Source organism: Streptomyces sp. NRRL WC-3549 (assembly GCF_000721935.1).
Taxonomy (GTDB): Bacteria; Actinomycetota; Actinomycetes; order Streptomycetales; family Streptomycetaceae; genus Streptomyces.
In genome coordinates, this window is the sequence record NZ_KL585460.1 from 14,779 (window position 1) to 16,781 (window position 2,003).

Below are 2,003 nucleotides of genomic sequence, written 5' to 3' on the forward strand. Positions count from 1 at the left end.
CCGGCCGCCGGTGTACACGAGGACCGGCACCGGCGAGGGCTCCCGGCTGACCTCGCCCGACCACGTCACGTACGCCGTGCACGATGTACCGGAGGACGGGGACGCCTTCCTGCACGCCCTGGTGGAGGGGCTGCGCAGGAGCGCGCCGGACCTGCTCACCGACCGGGGGGTGGACCTCGCGGACCGGCGGGCGACGGTGGACACAGTGCGGCGGGCGCTCGCGGCCAGGCTCATGGACCCGTCGGACGCGGACCTGCTCGACGCCGTCGCCCCGGACGTCACCGACACCTTCAGCGACGCCGAGGCCACCGGGGCGGGGCTGCGGGGGTCAGGGCCGCTCGGGGAGGACACCCCTGGCGGCCGCGAGTTCGACGGGCTCGGCGGCCTGATCCCGTACTCCGTGGACCTTGGTCCCGAAGCCCGGGCCGCGCTGGCCGTCGCCCAGTTGACGCGCCCGGGGGACACGGAGGGCGAGGCGGGCTGGGACCACGGGGCCGCGGACCTGCTGCCGGTGCTGGCCGCCCGGACGTTCGACGTCGACATCACGGTCGTGGACGGCGAGGGGCGCTTCCAGGACTTCGGCCCGGGCCCGTCCGACCCCACCGGGCACCTGGCGGGCTCGCTGGACGTACGGGCGGGTGGCCCGAGACCGCGTGTGGTGCTGAGCCTGGTCGGCCGCCACTACCAGCTCGCGGTACGGGAAACGGCGGTGGAGGTGACGGACGAGACCGGTGCGGAGACCGAGGCGCCCTCGGCGAAGACGGCCGGGACGGCGAAGCCGGTGGTCGACGTGGTCGATCCGGCGGGCGGGACGGAGGGGTCCGAAACCGACGTGTCGGGGACCGGGCCCCGGTTCGACCGGCCGAAGCACGGCCACACGACCGACGAGCCGGGGCCGAAGCAGGCCCCGCCCGCCTCGCCGTCCCCGCCCACCCCGCCGTCCCCGCCCGCTCCGCCGTCCCGGCCCGCTCCGCTTCCGCCCGGCGCTGTTGCCAGGGGGCGGCCGGTGCGGGTTCCGGGCACCGGGGAGTGCCTCTTCTTCTCGCTGATCGCCAGCGACCCCGCTCATGTACGCAGCCGACTGCCCGGCCTGGCGGAGTCCCACCCCGACGCGTACGCCTGGCTGGGCGACGCGAACGGCGTACGCGGGGACCTGAGCAGCCGCGCGGTGGTCGGGTCCGCGACCCGGTACGGGCCGGGCGGCCCGGAGACCGCTGTCGTCAGCGCGATGCGCGAGGCCGTCCGGACCTACCTGACCGCGAGCGAAGGCCGGCTGCCCCACTCCGTCATCGGACAGCTGCGCCTGTCGACGGTGACGGAGTTCGGACAGCGGATCGCGCGACTCCACCGGGCCGGGCTCGTCCCGCTGCTCGCGCACCACGGCGTGGACGCGGACACGCCGGCCGACCGGTCGGAGGCGGGCCTGCGCGCGGAGCTGGCCGCTGTGTACCCGACGAGTACGGCCCCGCTGGACACCGTGGAGACCTACGCGGTCCTGGACGCCGTCTCCCGTTGGGAGGACCGCTACATGACCGACGTCGGCGAGATCTTCCTGCCCCTGCTCGCCCACGCGTTCGAGGCCAGAATCGAGGTGGCGTGGAACGGCCGCCTGGCCGACACCCGCAGGGTCGGACCCAGCGGTGCCTCCCGAGTGATCGAGGTCCACTACAACGGCAGGGACCACTACGACGGAAGCACCGCGGAACCCACCGACCTGCTCGTCTTCGGCGAGACCGTGGCTCCGAAACGCGTCAAGCCCGAGGAGCGGGACGCCGTCGGCGACGTACGGGTGAACCCGCTGTGGACACCCCTGGACGAGATCGACCCCGCCCTGCTGATCACCGGCAACAGGGACGCGGTCTGGATCTACACGGTGAACGCGGAGGGGCGAGTCCTGCTCGGCAGCGAACGGCCGAGCGCGATGGTCACGCCCGAGCAGTTCGAGGCGCTGCTCGCGGGCATGCGGCGGGTGACCCCGGACCTGACGGCGGACGAGCTGCGGG

Annotated in this window: 1 protein-coding gene; it reads left to right on the forward strand. The window is 74.6% G+C overall.

Going from position 1 to position 2,003, the window contains the following annotated elements:
- Positions 1–10 precede the first annotated feature (10 nt).
- Positions 11–2,003, forward strand: a 1,993-nt coding sequence (locus tag IH13_RS39440; RefSeq protein WP_031091310.1) for a hypothetical protein, incomplete at its 3' end; no start/stop codon positions are given.